25 protein-coding genes and 3 tRNA genes are annotated in these 26,612 nt (G+C 70.1%); 5 read left to right on the top strand and 23 right to left on the bottom strand.

What is annotated here, in order from left to right:
- Positions 1-3: 3 nt before the first annotated feature.
- Together HCR68_RS00425 and HCR68_RS00420 are read left to right on the top strand one after the other, a co-directional pair.
- Positions 4-594: a GtrA family protein gene (locus tag HCR68_RS00425; RefSeq protein ID WP_167145139.1), complete on the top strand. Its 591-nt coding sequence runs from the start codon at positions 4-6 to the stop codon at positions 592-594.
- A 127-nt stretch (positions 595-721) separates the two neighbouring features.
- Complete coding sequence (locus tag HCR68_RS00420; RefSeq protein WP_167145137.1) at positions 722-1,435, top strand: VTT domain-containing protein; 714 nt, start codon at positions 722-724, stop codon at positions 1,433-1,435.
- A gap of 113 nt (positions 1,436-1,548) precedes the next feature.
- Here HCR68_RS00420 and HCR68_RS00415 read toward each other — a convergent pair whose 3' ends face one another.
- From HCR68_RS00415 to HCR68_RS00400, 4 genes are all read right to left on the bottom strand, one after another.
- The gene (locus HCR68_RS00415; RefSeq protein ID WP_167145135.1) at positions 1,549-2,625 is read right to left on the bottom strand and encodes a HAMP domain-containing sensor histidine kinase; all 1,077 of its coding nucleotides are present in this window, start codon (positions 2,623-2,625) and stop codon (positions 1,549-1,551) included.
- Between the two features lie 83 nt (positions 2,626-2,708).
- Positions 2,709-3,380, bottom strand: coding sequence for a response regulator transcription factor (locus HCR68_RS00410; RefSeq protein WP_167145133.1), 672 nt, complete (start codon positions 3,378-3,380; stop codon positions 2,709-2,711).
- Between the two features lie 225 nt (positions 3,381-3,605).
- A complete protein-coding gene (locus HCR68_RS00405) occupies positions 3,606-4,664 on the bottom strand; it encodes an adenylate/guanylate cyclase domain-containing protein (RefSeq protein ID WP_167145131.1) in 1,059 nt (352 codons plus the stop codon).
- Between the two features lie 182 nt (positions 4,665-4,846).
- A complete protein-coding gene (locus HCR68_RS00400) occupies positions 4,847-5,746 on the bottom strand; it encodes a biotin--[acetyl-CoA-carboxylase] ligase (protein ID WP_167145129.1) in 900 nt (299 codons plus the stop codon).
- Between the two features lie 40 nt (positions 5,747-5,786).
- On the opposite strand from HCR68_RS00400, the gene HCR68_RS00395 reads away from it, so the two are divergent.
- Positions 5,787-6,440 (top strand): Maf family protein, encoded by a 654-nt coding sequence (locus tag HCR68_RS00395; protein ID WP_167145127.1) that lies wholly within the window; start codon positions 5,787-5,789, stop codon positions 6,438-6,440.
- Between the two features lie 37 nt (positions 6,441-6,477).
- Here HCR68_RS00395 and HCR68_RS00390 read toward each other — a convergent pair whose 3' ends face one another.
- From HCR68_RS00390 to HCR68_RS00365, 6 genes are all read right to left on the bottom strand, one after another.
- Positions 6,478-7,182: a MarR family transcriptional regulator gene (locus HCR68_RS00390; protein WP_167145125.1), complete on the bottom strand. Its 705-nt coding sequence runs from the start codon at positions 7,180-7,182 to the stop codon at positions 6,478-6,480.
- 500 nt (positions 7,183-7,682) lie between these two features.
- The gene (locus HCR68_RS00385; protein WP_243858828.1) at positions 7,683-8,522 is read right to left on the bottom strand and encodes a MaoC/PaaZ C-terminal domain-containing protein; all 840 of its coding nucleotides are present in this window, start codon (positions 8,520-8,522) and stop codon (positions 7,683-7,685) included.
- A 112-nt stretch (positions 8,523-8,634) separates the two neighbouring features.
- Positions 8,635-8,835 (bottom strand): 50S ribosomal protein L33, encoded by a 201-nt coding sequence (gene rpmG, locus HCR68_RS00380; protein WP_197722278.1) that lies wholly within the window; start codon positions 8,833-8,835, stop codon positions 8,635-8,637.
- A 31-nt stretch (positions 8,836-8,866) separates the two neighbouring features.
- Positions 8,867-8,940, bottom strand: a tRNA-Met gene (locus HCR68_RS00375).
- Positions 8,941-8,978: 38 nt separating this feature from the next.
- A tRNA-Thr gene (locus HCR68_RS00370) sits at positions 8,979-9,051 on the bottom strand.
- Between the two features lie 113 nt (positions 9,052-9,164).
- Positions 9,165-9,246 (bottom strand) — tRNA-Tyr (locus HCR68_RS00365).
- Between the two features lie 158 nt (positions 9,247-9,404).
- Here HCR68_RS00365 and HCR68_RS00360 point away from each other — a divergent pair.
- A complete protein-coding gene (locus HCR68_RS00360) occupies positions 9,405-9,902 on the top strand; it encodes a YajQ family cyclic di-GMP-binding protein (protein WP_167145123.1) in 498 nt (165 codons plus the stop codon).
- A gap of 474 nt (positions 9,903-10,376) precedes the next feature.
- Here HCR68_RS00360 and HCR68_RS00350 read toward each other — a convergent pair whose 3' ends face one another.
- Positions 10,377-10,616: a TetR family transcriptional regulator gene (locus HCR68_RS00350; protein ID WP_167145120.1), complete on the bottom strand. Its 240-nt coding sequence runs from the start codon at positions 10,614-10,616 to the stop codon at positions 10,377-10,379.
- Between the two features lie 34 nt (positions 10,617-10,650).
- Here HCR68_RS00350 and HCR68_RS00345 point away from each other — a divergent pair, with 34 nt between their 5' ends.
- A complete protein-coding gene (locus tag HCR68_RS00345) occupies positions 10,651-11,946 on the top strand; it encodes a serine hydrolase domain-containing protein (protein WP_167145118.1) in 1,296 nt (431 codons plus the stop codon).
- Here HCR68_RS00345 and HCR68_RS00340 read toward each other — a convergent pair.
- The 12 genes from HCR68_RS00340 to nuoL form a co-directional block, all read right to left on the bottom strand.
- A complete protein-coding gene (locus tag HCR68_RS00340) occupies positions 11,915-12,559 on the bottom strand; it encodes a response regulator transcription factor (protein ID WP_167145116.1) in 645 nt (214 codons plus the stop codon). The two genes, HCR68_RS00345 and HCR68_RS00340, sit on opposite strands and share 32 nt — an antisense overlap.
- Positions 12,547-13,806: a sensor domain-containing protein gene (locus HCR68_RS00335; RefSeq protein ID WP_167145114.1), complete on the bottom strand. Its 1,260-nt coding sequence runs from the start codon at positions 13,804-13,806 to the stop codon at positions 12,547-12,549. The genes HCR68_RS00340 and HCR68_RS00335 overlap by 13 nt, the downstream gene beginning before the upstream one ends.
- A gap of 78 nt (positions 13,807-13,884) precedes the next feature.
- A complete protein-coding gene (locus HCR68_RS00330; protein ID WP_167145112.1) occupies positions 13,885-14,874 on the bottom strand; it encodes a phosphotransferase in 990 nt (329 codons plus the stop codon).
- Positions 14,875-14,921: 47 nt separating this feature from the next.
- Positions 14,922-15,515: an AAA family ATPase gene (locus tag HCR68_RS00325; RefSeq protein WP_243858827.1), complete on the bottom strand. Its 594-nt coding sequence runs from the start codon at positions 15,513-15,515 to the stop codon at positions 14,922-14,924.
- A 34-nt stretch (positions 15,516-15,549) separates the two neighbouring features.
- The gene (gene htpX, locus HCR68_RS00320; RefSeq protein WP_167145110.1) at positions 15,550-16,419 is read right to left on the bottom strand and encodes a zinc metalloprotease HtpX; all 870 of its coding nucleotides are present in this window, start codon (positions 16,417-16,419) and stop codon (positions 15,550-15,552) included.
- 110 nt (positions 16,420-16,529) lie between these two features.
- Positions 16,530-17,129, bottom strand: coding sequence for a GNAT family N-acetyltransferase (locus tag HCR68_RS00315; protein ID WP_167145108.1), 600 nt, complete (start codon positions 17,127-17,129; stop codon positions 16,530-16,532).
- A 4-nt stretch (positions 17,130-17,133) separates the two neighbouring features.
- Positions 17,134-18,249, bottom strand: a complete 1,116-nt coding sequence (gene ald / locus HCR68_RS00310) for an alanine dehydrogenase (RefSeq protein ID WP_167145106.1) — start codon at positions 18,247-18,249, stop codon at positions 17,134-17,136.
- 75 nt (positions 18,250-18,324) lie between these two features.
- Complete coding sequence (locus HCR68_RS00305; protein WP_167145104.1) at positions 18,325-19,812, bottom strand: FAD-dependent oxidoreductase; 1,488 nt, start codon at positions 19,810-19,812, stop codon at positions 18,325-18,327.
- A gap of 481 nt (positions 19,813-20,293) precedes the next feature.
- Positions 20,294-21,400: a polyprenyl synthetase family protein gene (locus HCR68_RS00300; protein ID WP_167145102.1), complete on the bottom strand. Its 1,107-nt coding sequence runs from the start codon at positions 21,398-21,400 to the stop codon at positions 20,294-20,296.
- Positions 21,397-23,010, bottom strand: coding sequence for an NADH-quinone oxidoreductase subunit NuoN (gene nuoN, locus HCR68_RS00295; protein WP_167145100.1), 1,614 nt, complete (start codon positions 23,008-23,010; stop codon positions 21,397-21,399). Before nuoN ends, HCR68_RS00300 begins: the two co-directional genes overlap by 4 nt.
- Positions 23,007-24,599: an NADH-quinone oxidoreductase subunit M gene (locus HCR68_RS00290; RefSeq protein ID WP_167145098.1), complete on the bottom strand. Its 1,593-nt coding sequence runs from the start codon at positions 24,597-24,599 to the stop codon at positions 23,007-23,009. The genes nuoN and HCR68_RS00290 overlap by 4 nt, the downstream gene beginning before the upstream one ends.
- 15 nt (positions 24,600-24,614) lie before the next feature.
- Positions 24,615-26,609, bottom strand: coding sequence for an NADH-quinone oxidoreductase subunit L (gene nuoL, locus HCR68_RS00285; protein ID WP_167145096.1), 1,995 nt, complete (start codon positions 26,607-26,609; stop codon positions 24,615-24,617).
- Positions 26,610-26,612 lie beyond the last annotated feature (3 nt).

The following is a 26,612-nucleotide window of genomic DNA, read 5'->3' as shown; positions in this document are numbered from 1 at the left end:
AGGATGCCGATCATGACGCGTTCCTCCAGCAGCTCCTTGACGCAGCGGCTCATCGCCATCATCAAGGAGTTCATGCAGTTCGGCATGGTGGGCGCTCTTGCCTACGTGATCGACGTCGGCCTGTTCAACCTGTTCCAGCACGGTCCCGTAGGGTTCCTCTCCGGCCACCCGAACTCCGCCCAGCTCCTGGCCTCCTCGATCGCGACCGTCTTCTCCTGGCTGGCGAACCGCTACTGGACCTACCGGGGCCGTACCCAGAAGAACGTCGCCCGCGAGGCCACCCTGTTCGTCCTGGCCAACCTGGGTGGAATCGCCATCACCCAGTTCTGCCTGCTCTTCACCCACCACGTGCTGGGGCTGACCTCGCCCTTGGCGGACAACATCGCGGCCTACGTCGTCGGCTTCGGGTTGGGAACCGCCTTCCGCTTCGTCTTCTACCACTACATCGTCTTCACCGGCCACAAGGACCGCGGCGCCGACGACGAAGGCCCCCACGTCGCCGATGACACCGACGGCTCCGGCGCCCGCAGTGACATCCCTGAGCGGGTCGATGACGACGTCGACCCCCAGGTCCCGGCCGCGGTTCGCCCCTGAGCCGAACCTGGGCCGGACCGACGCGGACCGGAGCGCTCTGACATACCGACCGAGGGTGCCCGATTCCACAGCCCGGAGGGGACCACTCTCACGGCACGGCCACGCGGACACCGCTTAGCCTTGCACGGTGACTGCCCTGACCGCCTTGGCCCCGGCACTGAATCTGCCCGCCGCCCTCCCCGCCGCCCACGCCCCGATGCTCGGCCCTAAGTGGCTCGACGCCGCCAACCTCATTACAACGATCGTCGAGTGGTTCGGCCCCTGGGCCATCGTCGGCGTCATGCTCGTCATCTTCGCCGAGACCGGCCTGCTCGTCGGTTTCTTCCTGCCCGGCGACTCCCTGCTCTTCACTCTGGGGATGTTCGTAGGGACCGGTGCCGTCGGCGTGCACATCTGGGTGGCGGCGCCCCTGGTGTGGCTGGCCGCCATTGCCGGCAACCAGACCGGCTACCTCATTGGCCGCAAGGCCGGCCCCGCAATCTTCAACAAGCCCGACTCGCGCCTGTTCAAGCAGGAGTACGTGGACCGCACCTCCGACTTCTTCGAGCGCCATGGAGGCAAGGCCGTCACTCTGGCCCAGTTCGTGCCGATCGTGCGCACCTTCACCCCGGTCATCGCCGGCGTGGGGAAGATGCACTACCGCCACTTCATCACCTTCAACGTCCTGGGCGCCACCTTCTGGGCCTTCGGGATCACCTGGTTGGGCTACTTCCTGGGCTCCTTCGACTGGATCCGGGAGAACATCGACGCGATGATCCTGCTCATCGTCTTCGTCTCGGTGGCGCCGATGCTCATCTCCGCCGTCTCGAAGCTCATCAAGTCCCGCCGTCAGAAGTCCTGACCGCGCCTCCCCATCCGCTCCTCTCCCTCGGACGCACCATAGAGCTCGCGGACTGATCCCACACCATCAGTTCTCAAGCCCTAAGGTGCGTCCGCGCGTTGTTCTCGTGGCGCTCAGATGCGACGCCGCCGGCCCACGGAGACGAGGGCGCCTTGTGGCAGGACGTTGTTGGGGTCCAGGGACTTGGGGACCGCGTTGAGCAGGATGGAGAAGACGGCCGGCTTGCGCTGGGACAGCTCGATGCGGCCGCCGTCGGCCTCGACGAGGTCCTTGGCCAGCGCCAGCCCGACACCGGTGGAGCCGTAGCCGGAGACGTGCCGCTCGAAGACGTGCGGGGCGATGTCCTCATCCACCCCTTCGCCCTCGTCGGCGATATCGATGAAGACCGCGTGTCCGCCGTTGGCGCTGCGCACACTCACCGAGGTCGTCCCGTCCCCGTAGCGCAGTGAGTTCTCGACGACGGTGGCCAGCACCTGGGCCAGCGAGCCGGGCGTGGCCAGGACCGGGTGCCTGATCTCGTCGCGGAAGGTGATGGTGCGCCCGGCCTGCTCGAAGGCGGGCTCCCACTCCTCTCGCTGCTGGGCGAAGATGTCCTTGAGGTGGAGCGCCTCGGTGGTTCCGCCACCGGTCCGGCGTGAGACCTTGAGCAGATCCTCGACGACGCCGGTGAGGCGCTCGACCTGCTCCAGGCAGGCGTGGGCCTCGGCGCGCACCTCCTCCTCACCGGCGAGCAGCTCGATCTCCTCCAGGCGCAGGGACAGGCTGGTCAGCGGCGTGCGCAGCTGGTGCGAGGCGTCGGAGGCGAACTGGCGCTCGGCGGCGATGCGCCCGGCCACCCGCTCCGCCGAGCGCACGAGCTCGGCCTGGACCAGGTCGATCTCCTCGATCCCCGAGGATCGCAGCCGCGGGCGCACCTGGCCGCTGCCGAGCTGCTCGGCCTCGGCCGCCAGGTAGATGAGGGGCGCGGAGATGCGCCTGGCCGCCCGGGAGGCGACGACGGAGGCCGCCGTGAGCGCAGTGACGGTCAGGACCAGGACCGTGAGGATGACCGTGCCGATGATGGTGACCCGGTTCCCGCCTCCGGCGGTGCGCAGCGCGCTGGCGATCCAGGCGCCGCCCAGCGGCAGCCCCAGCAGGAGGATGGCCACGGACACCGCTGCCATGGTCATCGTCATGGCGTAGCGACGCATGGCCGTCCTCCTTCAGACGCGATCAGTTCTCCGGGGCGGCTCCAGGGCCCGGCGGCGCCCAGGGGCCGTCCCGGTCAGCGGGCTCAGCCGATGGCCAGCCGGTAGCCGTCCTCCTGGGCCAGCAGGAGCGTGGGCCGCTCCTCATCATCGCCAAGCTTGCGGCGCAGCCAGGTGGCGTGCATCTGAAGGGTCTGGGGGCTGCCGGTGGGGTCCTCGCCCCAGACCTCCTTGAGGATGTCCTCACCGGAGGCGACCTCGCCGCCGGCGCGTACGAGGACGCGCAGCAGCTCGAACTCACGGGTCGTCAGCTGCAGCTCGCGCGAGCCGACGAAGGCCCGGTGGGCCGCGACGTCGACCCGGATCTCTCCGGCGCTCAGCTCGTCCTCGGTGGCCTCCCCCGAGGCGCGGCGGACCTGCGCCCGCACCCGGGCCAGCAGCTCGGCCAGGCGGAACGGCTTGGTGACGTAGTCGTCGGCCCCGGCGTCCAGGCCGACGACGAGGTCGGAGTCCTCGCTGCGAGCGGTGAGCATGAGGATCGGGATCGTCAGCCCCTGGGCACGCACCTGACGGGCCACGTCCAGACCATCGATGTCTGGCAGTCCCAGGTCCAGGACGATGATGTCAGCGGCCGAGATCTCCTCAAGGGCGCCCTTTCCGGTGCCGTGAGTAAGGACCGCGTAGCCCTCACGCCCGAAGGCGCGGGCGAGGGGCTCGGAGATAGCGGGGTCGTCTTCGACGAGCAGAACAGTTGTCACATCCGCGATGTTAGGCGACGACGCAACAACCCGCCATCGTCCCAGGGGCGGAGAAGATACCGAGCCGTGACCAGTACCGCGGGACTGGGCCCGCCGCACCCCCGCGAGCGGAATATGTTTGCCAGGAGATACGGCGGCAAACCGCAATCCCGGCGCGACGTCCCAGGAGCTTCGAGACCAAATAATAACGAGATGATAACGGCAGTCCTGCTCCGTCCCATCGCCTCAGGGACGGGTCGGAGAGGTCCTCTCCAACGACCAGGGCACGATCTGCCCCAGCCCCTTGGCCACGACCTCATGGCACTGCCCCACGCGGTACCTGCCTGCCTGGGGCGAGTGGAGGATGGCCATGGCGGTGGACTCATCCAGACGGATCCCACCGGGCTCGGCCGCGTCCACGAGCCGTGAGGCCAGGTTGACGGTGGGGCCGAAGACGTCCCCGGAGCGGGAGATGACCCGCCCCTCGACGAGACTGGCTCTCACCCGGATGGCGTCCGGCCCCTTCTGGAGCTCGTCGACCAGGGCGGTGACGACGTCGGCGGCGACGAGCAGGTCGTCGGAGATGTACATGACGGCGTCGCCGATCGTCTTGACCACGCGGGCGCCCCGGGAGGTGATGACGTCGCGGGCCGTGTTCTCGAAGTCCTCGAGCATGTGGGTCAGGGCGGCCTTGCTCATGCCCTGGGCGCGCTGGGTGAAGGAGACGATGTCGACGAAGCCCAGGGAACGGATGAGCGGGTAGAGGTCGGGGCCGGTGTCCTCGCGCCCCCGAGCGGAGACCTCGGCGTCGGTGCGCCCCAGGATGGAGGCCATGTGGCGGCGCCACACGTAGGCCAGCTGACGCGACAGGAGGTCCACGAGACTGTCGATGCGGTCCAGGGCGACCAGCCTCGCCGAGGTGTCGTCCAGGCCGAGGCGCTCGCTGAGGTCGGTGACGAAGGTTTCCAGCTCCCACAGGACCAGGCGGTCCATCGTGTAGGACTGGGCCCGCAGGAGCTCGAGCACGCTGGCCGAGGCCAGGGAGGAGTCACTGGTCTCATCGAGCAGCGTCACGGTGTCCTGCAGCGCGGCGGCGTCCTGCTCAGTGAAGTGGACCGTATCGGGCTTGACATCGGCGAAGCCCATGGCGCGCCAGAACTTCTGCGCCATCTCCAGGCTGGTTCCGGCTCGCTGGGCGATCTCGCTCAGGGTGAGACTGGGGGCCTCCCCCAGAAGCAGGTGCTCGTGCCCCGCCACGGTGGTCCGGTCCTCGGGGCCCGCCCCAGCGGCGGCCTCGCCTTCCACACGTCGGGCACCCGCGTGAGCCTCCTGCTGGGCGTCTTGCCGGACCCCGTGTGAGTCCGCTGCGCGCCCCTTGCTCGCTTGGCTGTCTAATATCACCCTGCCAGAGTAGCGCAGATCACAGGAGGATGCTCATCGGGCGATCCATTCCTCGGGACAGCAATCGCTTAGCAACCGGTGAGGCCTCAGCCCTTGACGCGTACGAGCGTCACGTCCCCCGCGCGGACCGCGACGTCGCGCTCCTGGGTACGCAGCACCAGGGCGGGGGTGACGTCGAGCGCCAGTCCACTGAGCTCGCCGTCGGGAGCCTGGACACTGACCCGCTGCCCCAGAGTGGTCAGCACCGAGCGCAAACGGCGCCCGAGTCCCCCGTCCCCGGCGTCGACGTCACCGCCCACCGCCTCCCACTGCTCCAGGACCCCGGCCATCCGACGGCCGACCGCCGTCAGGACGGCCTGCGCTGCATCCCCACCGGTATCCGCCGCCCCGAGGGTGCGTAGCGAGCCCGCCCAGGCCACCGGCAGGTCATCGACGTCCTGGCCGATGTTGACACCGACGCCGAGGATGACCATCGGGGCCTCATCGCGGCCGGCCGGCACCTCGTCGGGCGCGGCTCGCCGGGCGGCACGGCTCTCGCTGGGCTCCGGGGTGACGAGCTCACTGAGAACACCGGCGATCTTGCGGGTGCCGGCCCAGCCGGGGACCGCGGGGACCGCTGACGGGTCCTCGGGAACGGCGACGACGTCGTTGGGCCACTTGGTGCCCAACCGCCAGGGAAGGTCGTCGACGAAGGGTTCCAGGGCGTCTCGCACGGCCAGGCCGGCCAGCAGCGGCAGCCAGGCCAGGCGCTCAGCCGGAACAAGAGGTCGCAGGACCACGGAGACCAGCAGGGCGCCGTCGTCGGGGGTGACCCAGGCCCGTCCGGATCGTCCCCTGCCGGCGGTCTGCCTCAGCGCTCGAAGGGCCGACAGGTGCGGCCAGGAGCCGGCCTCACCCCCCGTGAGGGCGCCGCGCAGATCATCCTGGGTCGATCCGGTGACCGGGACGGTGACAAGACGTGAGAAGGGGCTGCTGCCTGAGCTCATGTGCCGAGCCTAGCCGGCCGGGGCCGTATAGGGTGGCTCCGTGATTATCCTGGCTTCGAAGTCATCGGGCCGTCTGGCCACCCTGCGAGCCGCCGGTATCGACCCGCTGGTACGGGTCTCCTCGGTCGATGAGGACGCCGTGCTCGGCGAGCTGACCGAGCGGCGTCGGACCTCGGGCCTGACGGCTCCCAGCGCAGCCGAGCAGGTGCAGGCCCTGGCCCGGGCCAAGGCGCTCGACGTCGCGGACTCCACCGGCGCGCAGGAGGCCGAGGTGGTCGTGGGCTGCGACTCCATGCTGGAGATCGAGGGACGGGTCGTCGGCAAGCCCGCCGATGCCGCGCAAGCCCGCGAGCGCTGGCGGATGATGAGTGGGAGCACCGGCACTCTGTACACGGGGCACTTCCTGGTGCGCACCGCGGACGGGGCCATCGCCGAGGGGGTCAGCTCGGCCACCATCCGTTTCGGCTCCCCCTCCCGGGCCGAGGTCGAGGCCTACATCGCCAGCGGCGAGCCTCTGTGGTGCGCCGGCGCCTTCACCATCGACGGTCTGGGAGGCGCCTTCATCGAGGGGATCGACGGCGACCCGCACGGGGTCGTCGGCATCTCCCTGCCTTTGCTGCGCCGTCTCCTGGCCGACCTGGGGGTGCGTTGGACGGATCTGTGGACGCCGCCGGCCGGCCGTGGAACCGACTGACGACGCCCACCGATCCGCGGACGGCCGACCCGCAGCGTCAGGAGGCCGAGGAGGCCGACGGCGCCGAGGCCCCCGAGGAGTCCGGAGCCTGGGCGATGACCGTCATGAGCTCGGCCAGGGCGACCTGCTGCTCACGAGAGAGCCTGTCGATGACATGGCGGCGCACGCCGTCGAGGTGCACCGGCGCGGCCGCGCGCAGGAAGTCGAGACCCACCTGGGTCAGCGCGCAGTTGACGCCCCGGCGATCCGAGTCGCAGGAGCTGCGCTCGACGTACCCCACGTTCTCAAGGCGCCGCACCGTGTGGGTCAGGCGGGAGCGGGAGTGGGAGACGTGCTCGGCGAGGGTGGACATGCGCAGGGTGCGGTCGGGCGCCTCGGACAGGCGCACCAGGATCTCGTACTCGTGCATCGAGATGCCGCAGCCGGCCTCGAGCTCCCGGTTGAGGCGGGCGGTGACGGAGGTGGAGGCCGCCAGGAAGGAGCGCCAGGCGTCCATCTCGATCTCATCGAGCCGGCGGAAGCCGTCCGGCTGCGCCGCTGAGTCGCTCTGGCCGCAGGTCTGAGCAGGCGCCTGACCACAGGTTCCGGCCGGCTCCTGGCCGCACTCGCTCTGGCCGGCGGCCCCAGCCGACTCCTGGCTGTAGGTGGCTTCGACGGCTTCCTGATCGCTCTGAGTCCACTTCATCTCGACGTCCTCAGTGTAGGTCGTCGGCTCCACCATCGTCCGTTCTGCGGTAATCACCTTATCGACTCCTCTCAGCACCGACCCGGATAGGTCGCGAACCCTTAAGCGCTCACTTGCCGACTGCCTTGGGCTTTCATACAAGTGCAACTCCACTTCTTTTTTATCACACTCGGTCAGACCGTCAGCATGTCGGTACAGTCACTCAGAACGTCAGACAACTGCGAAGACACTGATCGCAGGCCTACTTTTCGCTGATAAGACGGGGGTCAGTGCACACCTGCACCCTGCCTGAAAGGAATTTCCGCACTGTCTTCATGTCACCCTGACATCCATCAGATTGACATTGTAATTACCCACCTTTTTCACGTTATCATCCCCACTGACCGATGATTGGAGTGGGTCGACAATTCGTTTCCACCCTCTCATCTCGACACCGTCGAGACAACAGTGAATCCCCGTCAGAATTCCCTCCAGCAGGTAATCATTTTTTCCTCACGGGGCGATAGGGGGTCGATCAGCACATGCAACCGTCACTGTCCAGCGGCATGGGCCGGGCGTCATCGCCCGCGTCGCAGAACGATGCGACGACCCTTGCTGACGACAACGCCGTCGGGATCGGCAGCGAGCGTCGCCCAGGGCGCCGCCCCACCCCGAGGGGAAGCCGGAACATCAGCAGAACCAATGAATTTCAGGGAAATACGCCGATCAGGTGAAGACTGGTCGAGAGCGAGGCTGAGTGCGCCGAGCAGAAGTCCGTGGGCCACGACGTCGTCGGGACCGGCCCGCAGGCCGACCTCGGCCGCTCTGCCGGCAAGGAGGTGGATGGGATTGCCGTCCCCAGTGGCCTCCGCCCAGGTGGCGATGTCGCCGCGGGTGAGCCGGTAGAAGCGGGCGCTTGGCGGCGGATCAAATCCGGCCCCGGACTCCGTGAGTTTCCCCGCCCGAGCCGCGGTCACCTGAGGCGCCGGGGCGCGTCGGGCGAGCTCGTGGGTCACCCGCCAGCACTGCCCGCCCGTCTCCACCTCGCTCGTCGCCCGGAGAAGCTCCCAGCCCGCGCGGCTGTTCCGGTGAAGCACCGGCCCATCGGTACACCCTCCGGCACCGGAGGACGGCTCGGCCCCATCAACGCGCGAGGGGATCGGCTCCATGAGGCAGCGACGGTGCAGCAGACCATCCCAGGCGGCGGCTGTCCCACGGGACCGCACCCGCTCCTGGACCTGCTGCATGGCCAGGACTGCGGGGAGAACCGCCGCCGCCCCACGCCGAGCGAGACGACCCGCCTCCATCCCGGTGAGCTCTGGCGGTCCTGACGGTGCGGACGACCCCGTCGCAAGGATCCCGGAGAGGACCGCTGCGAGCCGCTCAACGAGGTCGTCTAAGGGGCTGGAACCGTTCACGTCACCGATGCTAGGCGGTCTCCCCCGGGCACGACGAAGCCCCGCCGACATCATGCCGACGGGGCCTGCTCCTCGGTTGCAGGTGGCTGCTCCCGAGATCGGAACGCGCTGCTCAGCGGGTCTCGCGGTGCTCGGTGTGCTTGCCGCAGCGCGAGCAGAACTTGGAGATGCTGAGACGGTCGGGGGTGTTCCGACGGTTCTTCTTGGTGATGTAGTTCCGCTCCTTGCACTCCGAGCAGGCCAGAGTGATCTTGGGGCGAACGTCGGCGGACTTGCTGGCCACGTTTGTCTCCTCGTGTCGATCCTCGAGCATGCGACGGGTGCGCTGTACTCGAAACCTTGCGTAGCGGGGGAGGGACTCGAACCCTCGACCTCACGATTATGAGTCGTGCGCTCTAACCAGCTGAGCTACCTCGCCATAGGAACACAATGGGGGCCAGTGGCCCCCGCTGCGAGAGCCCCGAAAGGGAATCGAACCCTTGACCTTCTCCTTACCATGGAGACGCTCTGCCGACTGAGCTATCGGGGCAACGAGCCGAATCGTAGGCAGATCCGAACCGCGCTGGCAATTCGGTCCGCCGTGGCTTCGCTCACTGCGGGCCTCGCCGATGGGGGCGAGATGCGATCAACGAGTGATCAGCGTGGCGGGTGAGGGATTCGAACCCCCGTAGCATTACGCGGCTGATTTACAGTCAGCTCCCATTGGCCGCTCGGGCAACCCGCCTCGGCTCCGCGCTCCGGCCTCTCGGCCATCGCTTGGCGCCGTGGAAGAATAGCAAGGCGGCGGTGCGCTGCGCCAATCGCCCCCGTAGGACCCTCCTCACAGAACAACCCGCCTAGACTCGCCCCGACTGAAGTCCCACCCCGGAAAGGACTGCCGCCATGGCCAACGACTCCTCCTTCGACGTCGTCTCCCGCCTCGACCGCCAGGAGGTGGACAACGCCGTCAACCAGTGCGCCAAGGAGATCTCCCAGCGCTACGACTTCCGCGGCGTCGACGCCTCCGTGAGCCTGTCCGGCGACACCATCACCCTGGAGGCCAACTCGGCTGAGCGGGTCCTGGCGATCCTGGACGTCCTGGAGTCCAAGCTCTTCCGGCGCGGCGTCTCACTCAAGGCCCTGGACCTGGGCGACAAGGAGCCGCGCCCCTCGGGCAAGATCTACCGCCTGGTCTGCCCGCTGCGCGAAGGACTCACCCAGGAGGTCGCCAAGAGGATCACCAAGGCGATCCGCGACGAGGGCCCCAAGAGCGTCAAGGCCACGATCCAGGGCGATGAGGTCCGCGTGACCTCCAAGTCCCGCGACGACCTCCAGACGGCCATCGCCCTGCTCAAGAACCTCGACGTCGACGCCGCCCTTCAGTTCGTCAACTACCGCTAGGACGCCACTCACCTGAGACGTGAGCCCGAGGACGCCTGAGACGTGAGCCCGAGGACGTCGTCGCACCTCGGCGCACCTCGGCGCGCAGACCTATCTGACGGACCGCTGACGCCCACAGGGGTGAGGGAAGGCGGTTGCGACTGCGTCCTGCAGCAGCTCGATCCCGGAAAGACTCGGGTCGAGCAGCATCGTGGCACCGATTCCGACGACGGTGACCCACATCCGCTGAGCAACCCTGTCAGGCTCCACGTCGGGTGCAGCCTCCCCGCACCGCTGGGCGTTGCGGACCACGCCGGTGAGTCTTTCGCGAAAGGCGCGGTCAGAATCCCGAGCAACCGCTGCGATCCCCTCATCTCCCGCAGCCAAGGCGTGGAACTCCCGGCGCACCTGGCACTCACGGATCCTTGCGGCGTCCAGGGGGAGGAGCTCAGCCAGGCCGAGGACAGCCATCTCGCGTATGGAAGCGGCCTCCTCCTACCCCTGCTCCACGATCGTGGCGACACGGCTATCGACGTCGGCCAGCAGATCGACAAAGACACGCTGCATCAGCTCGCCCTTGGACGAGAAGTAGTGCTGCACCAGCCCGACTGACACACCGGCACGGCGAGCCACAGAGGCCACCGTGACTCCGGAGAGCCCCTCATCCAGGGCGACGTCGCGCGCAGCCCGGGCCATCTGTCGGCGGCGCGCATCATGATCCGCGGTTCGTGCCATGGAGGAGATGGTAACGCCGTGATATCAATACCGTATGAGCATTCAATTATGGTTCAGACTGTCCGCACTCCTGACCGCAGTAGCCCTGCTGCACGCCTCGTCACCGGCAACCGCATCACGGTCCGAGCTGGATACCGCGATCTCCCAGGCGAAGGACGCCGGCGCCCCCTCGGGCGCCTTCGCGCTTCTGAGGGACGCAGAGGTCGTACAGGTCGAGACCTTCGGCGAGGCGGACCCGGACTCGGTGTTCCTGTGGGGATCGGTGTCCAAGCCGGTCGCGGCCTCCGTCGCTCGTGAGCTGGAGTCACAGGGGCGCCTTGATCCGAACGCGCCGGCCTCACAGTATGCGCCGGGCAGCACGGGCGCCTCGGTGCGCCACCTGGTCAACCACACCTCCGGTCTCGGTTTCGGCGCCAAGGAGCTTGATGTCGATCGGCCGGAGGCCAATGCCGGCGACGTCGTCGCGGACCACCCAGCCAGTAGCACGGCAGGCGGGTACCAGTACTCGAGCCTGGGATACCTGCATCTCCAGGCGGTCCTGGAATCCGCCTCTGGAGGCTCCTACCACAGCCTCCTCAGCAAGACCCTCCCAGGTGCCGGTGCCAGCCAGGAATTCTGCAAGCACCGCATCCAGGGACATCGGCTCGCCGGGCCTATAGCGCTCCCGCTCGACTCCGGCTACGACGGCGCCGGCGGTGCCTACGGATACACGTGCGGAGACATCGGTACTCTCGCGGCCTTCGCCCAGCAGCATGCGAGGCAGCCGGAGCTGACGGACGTGGTGGACACCGGCCGGCACGGACAGCAGTACTCCGAAGGCTGGCGTCTCACCCGCGAGGATGACGGACGCCTCACCCACTGGCACACCGGCACGGTCCCCGGCTACTTCAGTGCCATCCATCTCGATACCTCCAGCGGAGACGGGGTAGCCATGCTCCTCAACGCCTCCGGATACCTGCATGAGCAGGAGCTGGCCTCGGTGGCCCGAGCGGCCTTCGAGCGAAGCACCGGCCGCAAGCCGGCAACCGAGGCCGGCTCGTTCGCCGCCACGCTCGTGCCGACCGCTCTCCTCGGAAGCGCTGTCCTCATCATGGCTGCCGGCCTCACGTGGCGCTCACGCCGCGCGGCACTGACGTGGACCGCTCTGCTCACGGCGCTGACCTCATCCATCGTCGGGCTACTCATGTGGTCGGGATACCCGATGCGCTACCTGTGGCTGTGGGAGCCCGGGACGCTCGTAGCAGCGGGCGCACTGGCCCTGGCGCTCCTCGTGGCCGCGACGGCGTCCCTGTGCGGACTCAGGGCGACAGCAGCGTCAGGACGGCCTTGACGCGTCGGTGGACGGCGGCGTCGGGCAGCAGGCCGAGCTTGGCGAAGATCCGCTGGGTGTGCTTCTCCACGGCGCCCTCCGTGACCACCATGACCTCGGCGATGCCGGCATTCGTACGACCCTCGGCCATAAGAGCCAGGACCTCCCGCTCCCGAGGCGTGAGCTCCTCGAGCGGGTCGTTGCGCCGTCCGCGCTGGAGGACCTGGGAGACGACGTCGGGGTCGAGCACCAGCTCGCCGCGCGCCACCCGCTCGACGGCCCCGAGGAAGGCATCGATGTCTCCGACCCGGTCCTTGAGGAGGTAGCCCAGGGCGCCTCCGCCGTCGGCCAGGAGATCAGGCAGGTAGCCGGCGACGACGTACTGGCTCAGCAGCAGGACCGGAGCCCCCGGCCACTGGGCGCGGATACGGGTGGTGGCGCGCAGGCCCTCATCGGTGTGGGAGGGAGGCATACGGATGTCGGCGACGACGACGTCGGGGCGCAGCCGCAGGGCCTCGCTCACGAGGGCGTCACCGTCGCCCACTCCCCCAACGACCTCGTGGCCGCCGTCGGCCAGGATGAGGGCCAGGCCCTCTCGCAGCAGGACGGAGTCGTCAGCGATCAGAACGCGCACGGGATCATCGCCTCCACTGTGGTCGGCCCGCCGGTCGGGGACGTGAGCGCGAGCCTACCGTCGACGCCGTTGAGGCGCTCGACCAGGCCGGCCAGGCCGTGCCCCTTGGCGGTCGACGCCCCGCCGATGCCGTTGTCGCTGACTGTCACGTGCAGGACGCCGTCGACCACGCGGGACTCGACGGCGGCCGCCGTGGCCCCGGAGTGCTTGTTGAGGTTGGCCAGGGACTCGCTGATGACGAAGTAGGCGGCCTGGGAGACGTGGTCGGGCAGGTCCTCGGACAGCTCGGTGCTCACGGTGACCGGGACGGAGGAGCGGGTGGCGGCCTCGGCGATGGCGGCGGCCAGGCCGCGGTCGACGAGGACGGGCGGGGCGATGCCGCGGGAGAGCTGGCGCAGCTCGTCGAGGGTCTGCTGGGTCTGGTCCATGGCGCCCTGGATGATCGCGGAGGCGGCCACCGGGTCCTTCTCGGCCTGGCGCTGGGCACGGGCCAGGTCCATGCGCAGGCGCACGAGGCGCTGCTGGGGTCCGTCGTGGATGTCGCGCTCCAGGCGGCGGCGGGTGTCCGCCTCCGCCCGCTGGACGGCGGCCCGGGACGTCTGGAGGCGGCTGACCTCGCTGCGCCAGGAGAGCATGCCGCGGGTGAGCCCCGCCTGCATGGCGGCCAGGCCCCGCAGGACGAAGGGAGCGGTCAGGGCGAAGATGACGCCGACGGCAAGGTTGAAGGCACTGTCCCAGAGCAGGGGCGGGTACAGGCCCAGGAGATAAGCCAGACCCTGGCGCTGGCCTGGAAGGACTGAGTCAATAATGACATTGACGATGGGGGCGAGGAAGCCGCCCACTGCCGCCGACAGCCACACGACGGTGAGGATCCAGGTGATGAGGGAGACCGGGAAGAAGACGATGACCCACAGCAGGTCCACCCAGCGCTGAGGGTCGCGCAGGCGTCGCAGGATCATGCGGTGCAGGGAGGTTCCCGGCTCGGGCTCGAGGTAGCCGCCCGGCACCGGATCGCGTCCGTCCAGGCGCGCCACGGCGAGGCGGGCCAGGTTGGCGAAGCCCCCGGCGATGCTCAGGGCCAGGACGAGCACCATCAGCCCCACCCAGATGATGATGGTGCCCGTGCCGAGGGCGGTCAGCGGCAGGACGAGGCAGAAGGCGAGCAGGCTCAGCGGCCAGCTCAGGAGGAGGAAGATGGCGTCCCGGCCGAGTCGGCGGTAGCGCGAGGCCCATGTTGATCGGTTCATGCCTCATATCCTCCTCAGGCCTGGAATCATGCCCAATCCTGTCACCTGGCGAGGCCTTGGTGGGGCTAGCCCGACATGTCAGTCTGTGAGTCGGGTGACCATGCTGCGGGCGAGCTCGTCGGCCCACATCCCGTAGCAGGCCTCACCGGAGCGGCTGAGGCAGTACAGGAGGTTGCCCAGGCGGTCGAGGAGCTCGTAGGCGCTGCGGCGGGCCAGCAGCCGGCGCGGCTCATCGGCGCCGGAGTCCGGCGAGAGGCCCACGCTCTGCGCGTACCGCGAGTACTCGGTGACGAAGGCGACGACGTCGTCGGGCGTCAGGGGCAGGTACCAGGGGCCTCCGGTCACCCGACCACCGATGAGGGCCAGGTCCTTGGCGACGTCACCGGGGCCCGACCACTCGAAGTCGATGAACCTCGAGACGCCGTCGGGTCCGAGGATGACGTTGGTGGCGACGAGGTCGCCGTGAATGAGCGGGTGGGCGCGGACTCCCGAGAAGGCGGGGTCGAGGCGGGCCAGCTCGCGGCGCCAGGCGGGCAGGAGCGAGGCGACGCGTGGATCGGTGAGCGTATCCGGGTGGCGCTCGCCCCACCAGGCCAGCAGCTCCTCCCCCTGCTCGCCGGCACTCAGAACTCGGGCGGCCGACGGCGCGGGGCCGGCCGCGAGCGCCGCGTGCAGACGGGCGACCCGGTGGGCCAGGGCGGTCGCCGTCCCCGGGCTCCAGTCGCCGGCTCGTAGGACTCGGCCGGGGACATGGGTGGTCACCATGTAGGGGGTGCCGAGCGGGTTGTCGGAGCCGGTCTCCAGGGAGACGGCGCTGGTGCCGATCTCAGGCGGAACGCGCCTGAGGGCCTCGAACTCGGCGGCCATGGAACGGGGCATCTCGCGGCCGGCGCGACGTGGAACGCGCAGGACGCGCGCCCGCCGGCCGGAGCCGATCCGCCAGGCGGTATAGCTCTCCCCGGCTCCCAGCGGTGTGAGCGGTCCGGAACCGACGCCGTGGAGCCGGCCGGCGTCGACGGCGGCCCGAACGCGTCGGGCGAGGTCGTCGGGCGGGGGCGGAGCGTGCACTGCCCTATCTCACCACTGCGTCTGGGGTCACAGAACCAGCCACAGAGCTAGCCACTGACACTGCTCGCATCGACGATGGCTCGGGCGGACTCGGTGGCGGTGAGTCCGGCGGTGTCCAACCGGAGGTCGGCCTCGGGCCAGGGGGCGTAGTCGCGTTGTTCGATCGCCCGCCAGTCCGGCAGGTCGAGGCCCTCGATGTCGCTGACCCGCTGCTGGGCGCGGCGGCGGTGCTCGGCCTGATCGGAGCAGACGAGCTCGACGGCCAGGAGGCGGCATCCCAGGGCCGAGGCGGTTTCCTCCCACAGGCGACGGGTGATGGGCAGCGGGTTGACGCACTCGGCCAGCACGTCACCGCCCGAGGCCAGGACGTCCCGGGCGACAGCGGCGGCCGCGTAGTAGCCGGCACCGCCGGGCGCGCCGGGAAGCATCTCGCCGCTGTTCCGCAGGGCCTGCTCGATGGAGTCGATGCGCAGCCACGTCGGGGGCCGCAGCGGCGACTGCGCCTCGGCGCACAGACGCAGGATCTCCCGGCACACGGCGGTCTTACCGACGGCCGGCAGCCCGCCGACGACGGTCAGGAGCCGGTGTGGAGAGTCCGCCTGCTCCTGACCGACTGCGACGTCGTCGGACCTGTGGCTCATCAGCTGCGTAGGCGACGGCGGGAGGGGCCGGCGTTCAGTACCCGGCCATCTGCTCGAGGCGGGCGATGCGCTTGTCCATCGGCGGGTGGGTGGAGAAGAGGTTGCGCAGGCTCCCGAAGGGGTTGGCGATCATCATCGAGGAGACCGGCTCCAGACGCGGGTCCTGCCCCATGGGCACGCGCGAGATGCCCGATTCGAGCTTGCTGAGCGCGCTGGCCAGGGCGAGCGGGTCCTGGGTGAGCTCGGCGCCGTCGTGGTCGGCGTCGTACTCACGGGTGCGCGAGATGGCGAACTGGGTGACGGTGGCGGCCAGGGGCGCCAGGAGGGAGAGCAGCAGGACGGCGACGATGTTGCCGCCGTCCCGGTCACGCCGGTTGCCGCCACCGAACCACAGGGCCATGGTGGCCACCGACGAGATGACGCCGGCGATGCCCGCGGCCACCGAGGAGGTGAGGATGTCGCGGTTGTAGACGTGGGAGAGCTCGTGGCCCAGGACGCCGCGCAGCTCGCGCTCGTTGAGGAGCTGAAGGATGCCCTGGGTGCAGCACACGGCGGCGTGCGCGGGACTGCGACCGGTGGCGAAGGCGTTGGGGCTCATCGTGGGAGCCACGTAGAGGCGCGGCATGGGCTGGCCGGCGGCTGCGGAGAGCTCGCGCACGATGGCGTACATCTGGGGCTGCTGGGCCTCGGAGACCTCGATGGCTCCCATGGAGCGCACGGCGATCTTGTCGGAGTTCCAGAAGGCGAAGGCGGTCTGCGCCACGCCGATGATCGGCACGATGAACAGCCAGATGGATGAGCCCGTTCCCCGCGTCAGCGCGTAGCCGAGCAGGAGGAGCAGGCTCCACATACCGCCCAGGAGGACGGCGGTCTTGAGACCGTTGTGGTGGTTGGTCCATGTCATGGCGGCAGACTATGGGACGAACCTGTGCCCCACCTATGTCTAGCGGCGCGTGCGGCCGTCGGCGGATCGGGGAATAGCCGGCGGCCCGGCGCGGCTCGGGAGGGCGTGGGTCAGTCGCGCGGGATCAGTCGGGCTGAGCTCAGGCCGCAGTCCAGGTAGCGCAGGGCGGCGCGGAACTCCTCGGGACGGAAGCGGGTGCCCGGCGCCTCGCGCACGAGTGTCCAGTACTCCCCCATCGAGTCGATGACGGCATACCCGGTGTCGCGGAAGCCGGCCCGCTCGTAGAAGGCGAGCCGACGACGTCGCTGCTCGGCGTTGTCGGCCTCGGCGACAACGGGCTCGATGTCGAGGACGATGCTGCAGCCGGGGTGACGGCGCTCGAGCTCGGCCAGGAGGCGGGTGCCCAGGCCGCGGCCGCGGGCGGCGTCGTCGACGGCGAGGTAGAAGAGGTAGAGCAGCCGGGATCCGGGGCGGCGCACGGTCCAGGTCAGCGCGCTGGGATCGGTCTGCCAGACGGGGCCGGAGGGGCCGGCGCCTCCCGGCCAAGTCGAGGACTCGTCCCACCAGGCGACGAGGTCGACGCCGCGCCGCAGGCTGAGCAGGTGGATGAGGCCCCAGGGCAGGCGCTCCTCCTCGGGGAAGGCGCGCCGGAAGAGGTCGCGCGCCCAGCGGTCCGTGGCACCGGCCAGGCGGATGCGCCGGGTTCGCATCGCCTCAGCCCAGCAGGTCGGCCACGTCGGCCGTGGGGATCCCCAGGGCCTCGCCCACCCCGGCGGTGTAGAGCGCCCCGGCGTGGGTGCTCAGGCCACGGGCGAGGTCGGGGCGCGCCGCGATGGCAGCGCGCCATCCGTCATCGGCCAGGGCGATCACGTAGGGCAGGGTGGCGTTGGTCAGCGCGTAGGTGGAGGTGTGCGGCACGGCGCCGGGCATGTTCGCCACGCAGTAGAAGACCTTGCCGTCCACCTCGAAGGTGGGCTCGGAGTGGGTGGTGGGGCGGGAGTCCTCGAAGCAGCCGCCCTGGTCGATGGCGATGTCGACCAGCACGCTGCCCGGCCGCATGGTCTCCACCATCGCGCGCGTCACCAGGCTCGGGGTACGGGCCCCGGGCACGAGGACGGCGCCGATGACCAGGTCCGCCTCGGCGCAGGCCCGCGCCACGTCGAGCTCGGTGGAGAAGCGGGTGCGCAGGGCTCCGCCGTCGACCTCCTCGATGCGGCGCATACGCAGGGGGTCGACGTCGAAGACCGTGACGTCCGCGCCCATGCCGGCCGCGACCCGCGCGGCGCTCAGGCCGGCGGTGCCGCCTCCCAGGACGACGACGTTCCCGCGCCGCACTCCGGCGGCGCCGCCCAGCAGGACGCCGGCCCCGCCGCGGGGGCGAAGCAGGGCGTCCGCGCCGACCTGGGCGGCCAGGCGTCCGGCGATCTCCGACATGGGCGCCAGGAGGGGCAGGGCGCCGGTATCGGTCTCGACGGTCTCGTAGGCGATGGAGGTGACCCGCTGGGTGAGCAGCTCATCGGTCAGGGCCCGGTCCGCGGCCAGGTGGAGGTAGGTGAACAGCAGCAGGTCCGGACGCAGGAACCCGTACTCGGCGGCGATCGGCTCCTTGACCTTGAGGACGAGCTCGGCGTCGGCCCACAGGCCCGGGACGTCGTCGGTGATGACGGCGCCGGCCGCGGCGTACTCCTCATCGGGGATCGAGGCGCCCCGGCCCGCCCCCGCCTGGACGGTGACGGCGTGACCGCGCCGGGTGAGGGCGTGGACGCCGGCCGGCGTGATGGCGACGCGGAACTCGTTGTCCTTGATCTCGGCGGGAACACCGATTCGCATGGTTCTACCTCCGGGGGGTGTCGTGGGTGGGTTGGTGCGCACCGACCGGAACCGGACGCGGGGTCGCGGAACCCGTCAGCCCTTGAGCCGGTGGGCGACGCGCTCGGGGACGCGGTCCGCCTCGGGCTGGCCGATGAGGTCCTCGGGGACCTCGGTGGAGCGGGAGATCGCGGTCATGGCGTCGCGGGAGACGACCTTGACGCGCTCACGCGGCTTGGAGGCGCCACCGGTGACGACGACCTCGCCGTAGCCCTGGCCGAGCTCACGCTCGTAGGCGTCGAGCAGCTCCCAGCCCTCCCAGTTGGTGAAGGGGATGCCGCGGGACTCCAGCAGGGCGATGAGGGCGTCGTGGCCGACCTGGGCCTCGTCGTCGGTCTCGGCGTGCAGGAGACCGGCGTTCGCGTCCGCCACGAGGTTCGTGATCGTCTCCTGCGCGTCGGACTTGGTGGAGCCGATGAGGCCCACGGGGCCGCGGCGGATCCAGCCGGTGGCGTACAGGCCGGTCAGCGGCTTGCCGTCCTCGCCGAGCACGCGGCCGCCCTCGTTGGGGACGACGTGGCGCTCGGCGTCGAAGGGCAGGCCCTCAATGGCGCTGGAGGCGTACCCGACGGCGCGGTAGATCGCCTGGACGGGCCAGTCGCGGTACTCGCCGGTGCCGGTGACGGTGCCGTCACCGGTCAGGCGGGTGCGCTCGGTGCGCAGGCCCACGACGTGGCCGTCGTCGTCGGTGAGGACCTCGTGGGGGGCGGAGAAGAGGTGGATGTGGATGCGGTGGGAGGCGGTGAGGTCCTCCGGCTCCTGCATCGCGTAGCCCTCGAGGGCCTTGACGACCTGGCGCTGCTGGTTGGAGGAGGCCAGGGCCGCCTGCGAGCCCTCGTCGTACTCGAAGTCCTCCTCGTCGACGAGGACGTCGACGTCGGTCTGCTTGCCGAGCTCGCGCAGCTCCAGCGGGGTGAACTTCACCTGGGCGGGGCCGCGGCGGCCGAAGACGTGCACGTCGGTGACCGGGGACTGCTGAAGGGTGGCGGCGACGTTCGCCGGGATCTCGGTGGTCATGAGGTCGTCGGCGTGCTTGGCCAGGACGCGCGCGATGTCCAGGGCCACGTTGCCGACGCCGATGACGGCGACCTCCTTGGCGCTCAGGTCCCAGGTGCGCGGGTGGTCGGGGTGGCCGTCGTACCAGGAGACGAAGTCGGCGCCGCCGTGGCACTCGGGGGCGTCGACGCCGGGGATGTCGAGGGGGGCGTCGGTGTCGGCACCGGTGGAGAAGACGATGGCGTCGTAGTGCTCGTGGAGCTCGGCCACCGAGATGTCGCGGCCGACCTCGACGTTGCCGATGAGGCGGATGTCCCCGCGCTGGAGGATCTTGTAGAGGGCCACGATGATCTGCTTGATGCGCGGGTGGTCGGGGGCGACGCCGTAGCGCACCAGGCCGTAGGGCGCGGGGAGGCGCTCGAACAGGTCGATACAGACGTCCAGACCCGACTTCGAGAGGATGTCCGAGGCGTAGATGCCCGCGGGACCGGCTCCGATGACGGCGACATTGAGAGGACGTGCGTTCACTGTTCTTCGTTCCTGACTCAGGGGACGTGGACGTGGTGCCCGGGGCCCGGACGGCCGGTGCGGCCTGGGTGGCCGGGATGGTGCGAACGGCAAGGCGACGGCGGAGCGTCGGCAGCGCGTCAGCAGAGTGTCAGCAGAGTGTCACTGGGTCGGTCGGGCGCGAGCGAGGTGCTGCGCCACGGCCTCGGGTACCGCGGCACAGTCTATGGACGAAGGGGTGCCTCACCCAGGGCGCGGGCAACATCGCGGCTTTGAGGCGCGTCACGTCGGAGGGGCGGCGATCAGTCGACGGCGGCGTGAAGGACGGCATATCGGGGACCTTTCGGCACATCGGGAACATGTGCCTGCCACGCTAAGCGCTGCGCCCCACGCGCACGATGGGCAGGTACCCGTCTCTCCCCATCGCCTCCCCAACGTCCTATGGAGAGTCGCGGGTAGTCATGGGGAGCCACGAGACCTCTTCAGCCCTCAGGCCATCCCTTCAGGCGGCCCGGTCCACGAGGATGCGGGCGAAGTCCTCCATGGCGGCGCGCACCTGGGTCACCCGCTCGCCGGCGTCGGCCAACGCGGCCTCAGCGGCCTCGCCCTCGATACCGGCCTCGGCCAGGCGCCGTCGGATTCCGTCGATGACGGCCTCCTCCAGGCCCTCCAGGCCCTGGACCGCCTCGGCGGCCCAGGCCATGGCCATCTCGCGGGTGCGGGCCAGGACCGGGTGCTCCCGCAGCCGGGCGACGACGTCGGCCAGGAAGGCGTCGTCGGACAGGTCACCGGTGGACAGGCGCGAGAGGATCGACTGACCGGCGGCGTCGAGCTCACCGGCCGCCAGGGCCTTGCGCAGCAGCAGGACCGGCATGGTGTCCACGCCCTCGCGCAGGTCGGTGCCCGGGGTCTTGCCGGTGGTGGCCGAGTCACTCATGAGGTCGATGACGTCGTCGGCCAGCTGGAAGGCCACCCCGATCCTCTCGCCGAAGTCCTCGACGATCCGCTCGGTGCGCTCCCCTGCGTCGGTGAGCATCGCCCCGTAGCGGGCGGAGACGGCGATGAGGGAACCGGTCTTGTCCGCCAGCACCTGGATGTAGTGGTCCACCGGGTCGGTGCCCGACGGGCGTGGCAGGGTCTCGTGGAGCTGCCCCATGCACAGGCGCTCGAAGGTCTTGGCGTGGGCCATGACGGCCTCGGGTCCCAGGGCCGCCACGAGCTGGGAGGCCCGGGCCACGAGGACGTCGCCCGTGAGGATGGCGGCGGAGTTGCCCCACACGGTCTGGGCGCTCGGGGCGCCGCGGCGCAGCGGGGCCTCGTCCATGACGTCGTCGTGGTAGAGCGTGGCGATATGGGTCAGCTCGACGGCCACGCCCGCGTCGCGGATCTGCTCGCCGGTGGCCAGGGCCGGGTCGCCGAGCTGAGCGGTCAGCAGGGCCAGGACCGGGCGCAGGCGCTTGCCCCCGGCCTCGGCGAGGTGGGAGGTCGGCGGATTGATGGTCTCATCCGCACTGGTGACCACCTCCATGAGGCGGTCCTCGATGGCCTGGAGGGCGGGGACGATGCGCGCCTCCAGCTGGGGCGCGCTCAGCGGCAATGATCCGATCACGGAAGGAGCATAGCCGTACGGTCGAACAGGTCGAAGGCGGCCTGCGGCAGAATCCCCAGCCCGATTGTGGCCATCACCGCAACACTGGCCGCCAGGATGATCGGCCCGTTGCTGGCCACGACCACCGAGCGCTCGCCGTCGGGCTCATGGAAGAACATGAGGACGATGAGCCGCATGTAGAAGAAGGCGGTGACGGCCGAGCAGACGACCGCCAGGACCACGAAGGGCACCCCGTTGCCGCTCAGCCCGGTGGCGAAGAGCCGGAACTTGGCCATGAATCCGGCCGTCAGGGGCACGCCCGCGAAGGACAGCAGGAACACGGTCATGGCACCGGCCGCCCAGGGGCTGCGGCGCCCCAGGCCCTTGAAGGCCTCCAGGTCGCCGTCCTCGCCGCCCACGGAACCGTCGCGGTTGGAGCGCACCAGGGCGATGATGCCGAAGGCGCCCACGGTGGCGATCCCGTAGGTCAGGGCGTAGAAGCTGAGCGCGGAGATCGCCGCCTTGGAGTAGGCGAGGATCCCGATGAGCATGAAGCCGGCGTGGGCGATGGCGGAGTAGGCGAGCATGCGCTTGACGTCGCGCTGGACGACGCCGACGACGGTGCCCACGAGCATGGTCAGCGCCGTCACGGCCCACAGGGCGGGCGCCAGGTCCCATCCCATGGCCCCGGCGATGACGTAGTAGAAGCGCACGAGGGCCAGGAAGGCCGCGGCCTTGACCCCGGCGGCCATGAAGCCGGTGACCGGGGTGGGGGCGCCCTGGTAGACGTCCGGGCTCCAGGCGTGGAAGGGCACGGCCGCCACCTTGAACAGCAGGCCGACGATCACGAGCATGAGACCGGCCAGGATGAGCCAGTCCTGCCCCTGCACGGTGCGCACCGCCTCACCGAGGCTGCGGTAGTCGACGGCGCCGGCCACGCCGTAGAGCAGGGCCGAACCCATGAGGAGGAAGGCGGAGGCGAAGGCGCCCAGCACGAAGTACTTCAGTGCCGCCTCCTGGCTGAGCAGCCGGCGGTGGCGGGCCATGGCGGCCAGGATGTAGAGGGGCAGGGAGATCATCTCCAGGATGACGAACAGCGTGATGAGGTCGCTGCTGGCCCCGAAGAGCATCATGCCGCCCAGCGAGAACAGGGTCAGGGGGAAGATCTCGGTGGTGGTCCACCCGGCCAGGAGGGACTCGCTCTCCTCCGCGCTGCCGGGCCGGTCGGCGGCCTGGGCGGCGAAGGCGCCGTCACCGACGGCGGTGCGGTCGGCCATGACCAGGACGGCCAGCAGCCCGATAACCAGGAGGATGCCCTGGGCGACGATGGAGAAGGGGTCCTCGGTCAGACCCGCGGACATGCGGGCGCCGGGCAGGAATCCCTGAGCCTCAGCGCTCTGGTAGGTCGCCTCGACAGCGGCCCCGGCGGCCTTGACCTCGCCCCAGCGCAGGAAGAGGGAGACCCCGGAGGCCAGGACGGCCAGGACGCTGAGCGTGGCCTGGACGGCCAGGCGGGCCGGACGGGCGATGAAGGCCTCCACGAGGACGCCCAGGACACCGGCGCCCAGGATGATGAGCACCGGCGTCAGAGCATCCCAGTTGACGATCGGGGCAGTGTCTGAGGGGCTCACTTGGCGTTCCCTTCCGTAGCGGTGGAGGCGGTGGGCGCGTCGGCGGCACCGTCGGCATCGGGGGCGACGCCGGAGGCCGCCGCCTCCGGGGCCCGGCTCACCGTGAGCGTGACCTGCCGGGCGACGTCGTCGAGCGCGTGGGTGAGCGTGGCCGGGGCCAGCCCGAGCGCGAGCATCGCGGCGATAATGGGGACCATGACGAGCCGCTCGCGCCCGTCGAGGTCGGGGCTGCCCACGCGCTCGGGCGCCGGCGCCCCGGTGAAGACCCGCTGGTAGGGCAGCAGCATGTAGACGGCCGCGATGACGACGCCGACGACGGCCGCGCCGCCCAGGGCCAGCGACACCGAGAAGGTGCCGGTGAGCACCATCCACTCCGGCACGAAGCCGCTCAGGCCCGGCAGCGCGATGGAGGCCAGGCCGCACACGAGGAAGGTGCCGGCCACCAGCGGCATGACCCGGGCGATGCCGCCGAGCTCGCTGATGGCGACCGTCCCGGTGCGCCGGGCCATGAACCCGGTGACCAGGTAGAGCCCGGCGATGGACAGTCCGTGGGCCACCATGTAGACCATGGCGCCGTTGGCGGCCACCTGGTTGCCGATGAAGATCCCCAGGACCATGAAGCCGAAGTGGCTCACGGAGGTGTAGGAGATGAGCCGGTAGAGGTTGTCCTGGGCGATGGCGGCCAGGCCCCCGTAGATGATGGAGACGACCGCCAGGACCAGGACCACCGGGGCGGCCCAGCGCGAGGCCTCCGGGAAGATCGGGATGACCAGGGTGATCATCCCGAAGGTGCCGATCTTGTCCAGGATGCCGATGAGCAGCACCGAGGTGCCCGGGGTGGCCTGCTCGGCGGTGTCGGGCAGCCAGGTGTGGACCGGGACGAGGGGCGCCTTGATGGCGAAGGCGATGAAGAAGGTCAGGAAGATCCAGTGCCCGGCGGAGGTGGACACGTCCAGGTTGGCGGCCACCGAGTCGATGAGGAAGCTGGGGCTGCCGTCCTTGGCGGAGTGCAGGTGGACCGCGATGACGCCGATGAGCATGATGAGCCCGCCGGCCAGGGAGTACAGGAGGAACTTCAGGGCGGCGCGCTGGCGCCCGTCCCCGCCGAAGCAGCCGATGAGGAAGTACACCGGGATGAGCATCGCCTCGAAGCAGAGGTAGAACAGCAGCAGGTCGCGGGCCGAGAAGATGACCACGACGAAGAACTCCAGGGCCAGGACGAGCCCGGTGAACAGGCCCTGCCGGTCGGCGGGGACCTCGCCCCAGGAGGCCAGCAGGACCAGGGGGGTGACGAAGGCGGCCAGGAGCACCATGGCCAGGCCCAGGCCGTTGACGCCCAGGGCCCAGGAGGCGCCGATGGCGGGGATCCACGAGTAGGTGTCGGTCAGCTGGACCGTGCCGGCGTGACCGAGGTCGAAGGCGCTCAGGGCCCACAGGCCCAGGACGAGGACGGCCAGGGAGAGCACCAGGCCCACGGCGCGGGCGTGGAGCCGGCGCAGCGGCGGGACCAGCCACAGCAGGAGCGCCCCGACCAGCGGCACGATCGCCATGACGGTCAGGACGGGCAGCGAAGCGGGAAGAGTCGGCATGTGTCTGGTGTCCTCTCAGAACCTGGCAGCCAGGACGGCGATGAGTACGAGGACCGTTCCGGCCAGCATGTAGCCGGCGTAGGAGCGCACGTACCCGGACTCGGTGCGGCGGGTCAGACGCCCCACGGCACCAGTTCCCGCGGCGGCGCCCTCGATCGCGCCGTCGACGACGTAGCGCTCGACGGCGTCGGTGGCCAGGACGAGTCCCTGACCGGTGCGCATGGCCAGGGCCTCGTTGACGGCGTCCTGGTACATGTCCTTGCGGGCGGCCTCCACCAGGGGGCTGGCGGGCTGGAGGACGACGGGCACCGGCCGGCGCACGTACATCCACCAGGCCACGCCGACCCCGACGACGACCAGGGCGAGGGTGGCGCCCATGATGACGGTGGCCGGCAGGACCGGCTCGCCGTGCTCGGCGTGGCCGGTGACCGGCTCCAGCCAGGTGACGAACATGTTGTCGTAGGTCAGCAGCCCTCCCAGGCCCGCGGAGAACACGGACAGGATGATGAGGGGCAGCGTCATGAGCCAGCCGGACTCGTGGGGGTGGACCTCGCCCTCCAGGTCCTTGTCCGTGGTCCAGCGCCGCCGGCCGTGGAAGATCATGAAGAACAGGCGGGACATGTAGAAGGCGGTCAGGCCGGCGCCCAGCAGGGCGATGGTTCCCAGGATCCAGGGCTTGGCGCCCTCGCCGACGAAGGCGGCCTCGATGAGGCGGTCCTTGGACCAGAACCCGGAGAAGGGCGGTACCCCCAGGATGGCGAGCCAGCCGATGCCCATGGTCGCCCAGGTGATCGTCATGGCGCTGCGCAGGCCGCCGAAGCGGCGCATATCGACCTGGTCGCTCATGGCGTGCATGACCGAGCCGGCCCCCAGGAAGAGCTGGGCCTTGAAGAAGCCGTGGGTGAGCAGGTGGAAGATGGCGAAGGCGTAGCCGATCGGGCCGAGCCCGGCGCCCAGCATCATGTAGCCGATCTGGCTCATGGTGGAGGCGGCCAGGACCTTCTTCATGTCGTCCTTGGCGCTTCCGATGACGGCTCCCAGCAGCAGGGTGATGGCGCCGACGACCGCGACGGCCATCTGGGCGTCCGGGGCGCCCTCGAAGACGGCGGCGGAGCGGACCATGAGGTAGACGCCGGCGGTCACCATGGTGGCGGCGTGGATGAGGGCGGAGACCGGCGTGGGGCCGGCCATGGCGTCGCCCAGCCAGGCCTGGAGCGGGAACTGGGCGGACTTACCGCAGGCCGCCAGGAGCAGGAAGAAGCCGATGGCGGTGAGCCAGCCGGTGGCCACCGAGCCGTCGAGGGCGGCGGCCGAGACGGCGTCGAAGGAGACCGAGCCGACCTGGCCGACCATCGTCATCATGGCCAGCAGGAGGCCGACGTCGCCCACGCGGTTCATGACGAAGGCCTTCTTGGCGGCGGCCGCGTTCTCGCGGCTGGTGACCCGCTCGCCCTGGGGGGCGTCGGCGTCGGCCGTGTTCCAGAAGCCGATGAGCAGGTAGGAGGCCAGCCCCACGCCCTCCCAGCCGACGAAGAGCACGATGTAGGAGTCGCCCAGGACCAGGGTGAGCATCGCGGCGATGAAGAGGTTGAGGTAGGCGAAGAAGCGGCGCCGGTGAAGATCGTGGGCCATGTAGGCCACCGAGTACAGGTGGATGAGGAAGCCGACGCAGGTCACCAGGGTCACGAAGGTCAGTGACAGCGGGTCCAGGCGCAGGCCGACGTCGATGCTCAGGTTGCCGGCGGTGAACCAGTGGTAGAGGGGCAGCCCGATGACGCGCTCCTCGGCGGGCAGCCCCAGGACCTGCACGAGGATGCCCACACCGAGGCAGGCGGTGGCCAGGGAGGCGGCCAGGCCCACCCAGTGGCCCCAGGCGTTGGAGCGGCGGCCGGCCAGCAGCAGCAGGGCGGCCGAGGCGGCGGGCACGGCGATGAGCAGCCACGCCCAGGAGGCCGGGCCGGTGGCCTCGGTCAGGGGCGTCACGACGGCGGTGGCAGGAGCGGGAAGCATGTC

The organism is Actinomyces sp. ZJ308, assembly GCF_011752065.1.
In the GTDB taxonomy this organism is placed as follows: domain Bacteria; phylum Actinomycetota; class Actinomycetes; order Actinomycetales; family Actinomycetaceae; genus Actinomyces.
Note: the sequence above shows the minus strand (reverse complement) of the source record. Positions and strands in the feature narration are given on the sequence as shown.

What these genes read in the sequence shown, in the direction of transcription:
- HCR68_RS00360 (WP_167145123.1), top strand. Translation starts at nt 9,405, where the DNA reads ATGGCCAACGACTCCTCCTTCGACGTCGTCTCCCGCCTCGACCGCCAG.
- HCR68_RS00335 (WP_167145114.1), bottom strand. Translation starts at nt 13,806, where the DNA reads ATGAACCGATCAACATGGGCCTCGCGCTACCGCCGACTCGGCCGGGAC.
- HCR68_RS00325 (WP_243858827.1), bottom strand. Translation starts at nt 15,515, where the DNA reads ATGAGCCACAGGTCCGACGACGTCGCAGTCGGTCAGGAGCAGGCGGAC.
- HCR68_RS00400 (WP_167145129.1), bottom strand. Translation starts at nt 5,746, where the DNA reads ATGAGCTCAGGCAGCAGCCCCTTCTCACGTCTTGTCACCGTCCCGGTC.
- HCR68_RS00350 (WP_167145120.1), bottom strand. Translation starts at nt 10,616, where the DNA reads ATGGCACGAACCGCGGATCATGATGCGCGCCGCCGACAGATGGCCCGG.
- nuoL (WP_167145096.1), bottom strand. Translation starts at nt 26,609, where the DNA reads ATGCTTCCCGCTCCTGCCACCGCCGTCGTGACGCCCCTGACCGAGGCC.
- HCR68_RS00415 (WP_167145135.1), bottom strand. Translation starts at nt 2,625, where the DNA reads ATGCGTCGCTACGCCATGACGATGACCATGGCAGCGGTGTCCGTGGCC.
- HCR68_RS00315 (WP_167145108.1), bottom strand. Translation starts at nt 17,129, where the DNA reads ATGCGAACCCGGCGCATCCGCCTGGCCGGTGCCACGGACCGCTGGGCG.
- HCR68_RS00345 (WP_167145118.1), top strand. Translation starts at nt 10,651, where the DNA reads ATGAGCATTCAATTATGGTTCAGACTGTCCGCACTCCTGACCGCAGTA.
- HCR68_RS00425 (WP_167145139.1), top strand. Translation starts at nt 4, where the DNA reads ATGCCGATCATGACGCGTTCCTCCAGCAGCTCCTTGACGCAGCGGCTC.
- HCR68_RS00290 (WP_167145098.1), bottom strand. Translation starts at nt 24,599, where the DNA reads ATGCCGACTCTTCCCGCTTCGCTGCCCGTCCTGACCGTCATGGCGATC.
- ald (WP_167145106.1), bottom strand. Translation starts at nt 18,249, where the DNA reads ATGCGAATCGGTGTTCCCGCCGAGATCAAGGACAACGAGTTCCGCGTC.
- htpX (WP_167145110.1), bottom strand. Translation starts at nt 16,419, where the DNA reads ATGACATGGACCAACCACCACAACGGTCTCAAGACCGCCGTCCTCCTG.
- rpmG (WP_197722278.1), bottom strand. Translation starts at nt 8,835, where the DNA reads ATGCTCGAGGATCGACACGAGGAGACAAACGTGGCCAGCAAGTCCGCC.